6 protein-coding genes are annotated in these 4,747 nt (G+C 35.4%); 4 read left to right on the top strand and 2 right to left on the bottom strand.

What is annotated here, in order from left to right:
- Both STRDD04_RS00200 and STRDD04_RS00195 read right to left on the bottom strand, forming a co-directional pair.
- Positions 1-1,194, bottom strand: a 1,194-nt coding sequence (locus tag STRDD04_RS00200) for a hypothetical protein (protein WP_197460056.1), incomplete at its 3' end; no start/stop codon positions are given.
- Positions 1,195-1,318: 124 nt separating this feature from the next.
- Complete coding sequence (locus STRDD04_RS00195) at positions 1,319-2,368, bottom strand: hypothetical protein (protein ID WP_062198320.1); 1,050 nt, start codon at positions 2,366-2,368, stop codon at positions 1,319-1,321.
- Positions 2,369-2,496: 128 nt separating this feature from the next.
- On the opposite strand from STRDD04_RS00195, the gene STRDD04_RS00190 reads away from it, so the two are divergent.
- The 4 genes from STRDD04_RS00190 to STRDD04_RS00180 form a co-directional block, all read left to right on the top strand.
- Complete coding sequence (locus STRDD04_RS00190) at positions 2,497-2,757, top strand: hypothetical protein (RefSeq protein WP_062198318.1); 261 nt, start codon at positions 2,497-2,499, stop codon at positions 2,755-2,757.
- Positions 2,758-2,767: 10 nt separating this feature from the next.
- Positions 2,768-2,962 carry a hypothetical protein gene (locus STRDD04_RS00185; protein ID WP_062198316.1) on the top strand — a complete coding sequence of 65 codons (195 nt, stop codon included), beginning with the start codon at positions 2,768-2,770 and terminating at the stop codon, positions 2,960-2,962.
- Between the two features lie 156 nt (positions 2,963-3,118).
- Positions 3,119-3,286, top strand: a complete 168-nt coding sequence (locus STRDD04_RS11070; protein ID WP_197460055.1) for a hypothetical protein — start codon at positions 3,119-3,121, stop codon at positions 3,284-3,286.
- Positions 3,287-3,288: 2 nt separating this feature from the next.
- A partial coding sequence (locus STRDD04_RS00180; RefSeq protein WP_231853850.1) for a type IV secretion system DNA-binding domain-containing protein occupies positions 3,289-4,747 on the top strand: 1,459 nt, incomplete at its 3' end.

The following is a 4,747-nucleotide window of genomic DNA, read 5'->3' as shown; positions in this document are numbered from 1 at the left end:
TCCCTTTACTCTGGATTTAGAAAAATTCCTAATAATAAAATCTGGAATTTGAAGAAGCGTAAAGAATAAGAGTAGCAAATTTAATATTTTTATACTTTTCGAATAAATAGGGTTTTTAGATATTTTTGGAAGAGTAAATAAAAACAACAAAATAAAGAACATTTGAACTGTACTGTAAATAAAATGAATCCAACCAGAAATAGTTAGCCCGCTTATGTTATCCATAAAGCCTGTCACCAAATCGCCTGTCCACAGAATAAAGTGTGTATAAAAATTGATGAATGATGACACTATTGAAGCTATCATAATTGAAATAATATTATCTTTTATATAACCAGAAATCTTATATACTAGGCTAAAAAACACAACATTAAAAGTTGTTAAAATAAAGACATCACCAAACCATATGCTTGTGTACTTAATTAACGGCAAATCATATTTATTTCCTATTACCGCATTGTCTATTTCAGCAAAAATAATCATAGGTAAAACCATTGAAACAAAAATTGCCAGTGATATATAGAGACCAATGCCGTTTGCTAATTTGTTGTTTTTCGTAATCTTCTCCTTATTTTTCATTATATCATAGAAAAACTCTTGTAACCAATTCAAATAAAAGAACCACTGTGAAAACACAAATATTAAAGTTAGGATTTGAAATATAATATATGCAACAAACCAACTTTTGGAATAGGAGAAAATTAAATATCCAAAAACAACTTGAGCTGATATATGAATAATCATGAAAAATATTGCTTTAATATGATTAACATTTATCATTCTTCCACCGTCCAAGAAGAAATTATCAACTTTATGAATTTTTATCATTAAATAATTTTCCCAATTTAGCACATCTTTTCCTAAAATTTCATTAATCTTATTCTCTAAATACCTAAGTCGTGCGCTATTTAAAATTAAATAATACAGTGAACCAATTGTCATAGCAAAAGTATAGGTGCTAATAATTGATAAAAAGAATATACCTATTATCTTTATATTATTATCAATTGGTATTTTATCACTTTTTATAGCTTCATATATAGTTAATAGTAATCCTAAAATAGAGACTGAAATACTGCTCATATTATCATTTTTGTCAAATTTTTCCATATAATAAAAAAGTTCTTTTTTAGCATAATCATACTCTAATTTTAAAACTGATAAGTGCTCATCTTTACTATTAATATTCGACATGATACCCTCCTAACAAAAAATCAACCAAATTATACCGTCTTCATATCTAAACAATGGTAACACTATTATATTTTCGTAATTTCCAACCGAACTAAAATTTCAAATCTTCACCAATTCCTTAAAGCTAGCCAGCACCTAGAACTGCCTCACATAATATAATATTAACCTGCACAGGTGTTTCCTTTAGCTCTTTTCGAAACTTCTCCCCCAACTCCCTAAAAAACTCATCATCAGTTTCAATCTCTAAAATCTCAATCAGGGCTTTGGCGGTATCTGTTAAATGGAAGGCACTGTATTCAAAAGTTATTCGTTCATCAGAATCAGTGGAGAACGTTAGAACTAGGTTATCATTCTGGAAGCCAGATAGTTCACCTTTTTCTATAATTATCTCATGTCTGCCACCACCAGAAATTAACCCATATTCAATCAGGCGTGAAACTTCATTACCTTTAACACCGTATTTAGTGAACAAATCCAAAAAGTCAGCGTGTGAGATTAAGTAGTGGTCTAAAACAGTTTCACCCGAAAACTCATCAAAAGAATTGTCATAAAAAGTAAATGGTGCTATTTTTCTGAACAGTTGAAGTTCTTCTTCTGAAAAACGGTTTAAGTCTTGAGTAATGCGCTTCGAATAACCGTTAGCTCGTGACACGAGCTCTTCTAATGGTTTTGAGACAACTTCTGTTTCTTGGCTAAAATCTGGCTCAATATACTGTTGCTGTTTGTTGTGCTGGCAAGCTAAAGCATAAAATAAGCACTCAGCCAGAAAAAGATAAGGTCGGTTTTGGTGGTTGAACTTGTAAGCTTGCTTCAAGCCTAATAAAACGGACTTTGGCAGATTTTGCGATTCTTCTATTAGGTCAAAAAAATCCTCTAAAACATCAGCCAACAAGAACTTATTTTCTCTGTAGTTGGTGTCGCTTAATCGCTTCTCAGTTTGAAAAATGTAGCTGGAAAAGCCTTTTTCTGTTATCTCATCTTGGACGATCCCGTAAAGGGTTCGTCCTTTATTTTGGCCTGTAAATAATTTATTGAAACTTGTGTCTGCCAGATAAGCCAAAGAGTCTGCATGTAAGACGAGTGATAAGCCGACACTAACTTTCTTTCTATCAGACCAAGTTGTTTTATTGGCGTGTTTTAAAACAATAGAAAACAGACTAGGAATGTCAAACATCAAGCACCTCCGAAACTGGCAAGATTTTAGCACAATTATTGGCAACAAATCACGCTTGGACTTTTCTATAATAAAGCCATAAGTTAGCTAACTTAAAACAATTATATCAAAATTAAAGGAGAAATCTCATGAATTTACTACAAAAATCAACTAAAGAAACGGCTCTGGCTCAAATCGCAAATCCGTATCAGTTAGCAGTTGCTAAAGAGCTTAGTCGTAAGATGGCCAGCACTCAAGCACAGGAGCTCTTAGCTTCAGATATTCTTTTTAAAATCGGCAATCTTGCTTTAATTCAAGCTGAGATTATTAAGAATAATCCTGAAGCATTGGCTTATACAGATTATGTTATTCGAGCATTTACTCACTACACTACTGAGAAATTAAAATAGGAGTATTATGATGAATATCTTTCTTATTCTTTCCATTATTTTTGTAACTTCGTATTTGCTAGTTTCGATTTGGGATTTTCTAGATGAAGAAGACGATACAGCACCAGAAGAACAGGCTTTGGCGGAGTTCCTCCAGCGCCGCCAAGAAATTCAAGAAGCCTACCTAATCGCCCAAAAAGAATTGTTTAAACGGCGTAAGTTTTAGCCTTATTTGGACTAGACAAAAGGACAAAATATGTTGAAATATACTACTGTTTCAAAGTCTAAAAATCATTCCAATCGCTTCAAAAACTGAGGTAAGCGAAATTTAACTTTTACCTAATTTTCTTGTATAACTGGCATCAGAAAGGAGATCAGCCGAATGAAGAAAATATTGGTTTATATTTTAGGATTTTTTGCCTGCGCTTGGCTAGTCAACTGGGCGGTTAAACTTCTAATGGAAGTTTGGCAAGTCTTATTTATAGGAGCTATCCTCATCTTCGTTGGCTGGTTTACCTTTCGGATTATTAAATCTAAAGAATGGAGGTAAAGATGAAACGGAAGTTTGAGGTCTTATCTTGGAGCGAGTTTCACTGGCAGCGACCGTTTGAGATAGATGATGTCAAAGCTATGTTAGGGCAACTTGTCGGGTTAAGTCGGCGTAAAGCAGTAATCTTTGAAATTCGAATCAAACAAAATAAGGTGCGCTATTTATTGGGAACAGAAGATCAAGACCGACCGTATATCCACCAGTTAATTCAATCACACCGTAAGATTCAGTTTTCTAAAGCTCCTAAACGTGAAGTGATGACTAGCGCTCGTCTAGTAAGAATCAAACAATCTCATTATGCTCTTAAAACTGATTCAGTGGAGAATATGATTCGTTCCAGTTTGTCTCTGGCGAAAATACTCCAGCCAGATGAGACAGTAACGGTTCAGCTAGTGCTAGGCACAGGTTCACCACCTCGCCCGCAGCCAAAAGACTTGCCGAATTTATCTGCTAAGTGGTATCAAGTGATTACCAACAATGTCCCTGAACTCTCCGAAAGCTCCAAGAAGCTTATGCGCCAAAAGTTGAATCAGTCTACTTTTAAATGTGAAATCAGACTTGGTGTCAGTTCACGCAGTATTTTACGAGCCAAAGAGTTTTTTGCGAGCTTGTTGAGTAGCTTTAGGATGTTAGAAACTACAGCTACCATCGAGCTAAAGTCTTTGGCTGTTCAGGGGTTCAACCATGCGCAACCGCCTTGGTCTTATCCTTACAGTTTGGCAATCTCAGACCTCGCTTGTTTTTTGCTTCTGCCAACTGGCGAAGAACAGATAGCTGGTATTCCTAACGTTCACCCCAAATTAGTGACACCGCCCTTGGGTTATAACCTAAATCGAAATAAAACGAGAAGTCTGGCGCAAACGGTTGAAAGTCAACCAAGACCAATTCAAATTTCAGCTCAAGCTGGCAAAAAGCACACCGTTTTTCTCGGCTCAACTGGTTGCGGCAAAACCACCGCTATGAGTCATTTGATTTTATCAGATATAAAATCTAAACATCATAGCGTAGTTGTGGTGGATGCCAAAGGTCAACTTACTCATGAACTATTAGAGCGCACGCCAGCTGAGCACGATGAAGATATAGTAGTCATCTCGCCAACTGCCAAACGAGTTGTTGGTATAAACCCTTTTGAACTAACTAAGCATGGTATCGAGCCAGAAGTTATCGCAGACTATCTGTTGGAGCTATTTAAAGGGTTATATCCTGAACATTTTGGAATTTACTCACTGGATATTCTATCACATAGTTTTTTAACTCTTGCTAGGATTCCAAACACTTCTTTAGTGATGTTACCAAGTTTGCTCACTAATCAGTCCTTTCGAAACAAACTATTAAGAGAGTTAAAAGACCCAATCGGGCTGGAAAGTTTTTGGAACTGGTTTGAACTGCTTAGTGAAGCTCAACGTCACCAGATGTTAAACCCCATTTTGAACAAATTCCGACAGTTTTTGCTTCGCCCGC

Source organism: Streptococcus sp. DD04, from assembly GCF_001578725.1.
Lineage (GTDB): Bacteria > Bacillota > Bacilli > Lactobacillales > Streptococcaceae > Streptococcus > Streptococcus sinensis.
The sequence above is the reverse complement of the archived record's forward strand: the minus strand, read 5'-3'. Positions and strand labels throughout refer to the sequence as shown.

Bases quoted from the DNA above. Each gene is read 5' to 3' on its own strand.
- STRDD04_RS00195 (WP_062198320.1), bottom strand. From the start codon at position 2,368: ATGTTTGACATTCCTAGTCTGTTTTCTATTGTTTTAAAACACGCCAAT.
- STRDD04_RS00190 (WP_062198318.1), top strand. From the start codon at position 2,497: ATGAATTTACTACAAAAATCAACTAAAGAAACGGCTCTGGCTCAAATC.
- STRDD04_RS00185 (WP_062198316.1), top strand. From the start codon at position 2,768: ATGAATATCTTTCTTATTCTTTCCATTATTTTTGTAACTTCGTATTTG.
- STRDD04_RS11070 (WP_197460055.1), top strand. From the start codon at position 3,119: ATGAAGAAAATATTGGTTTATATTTTAGGATTTTTTGCCTGCGCTTGG.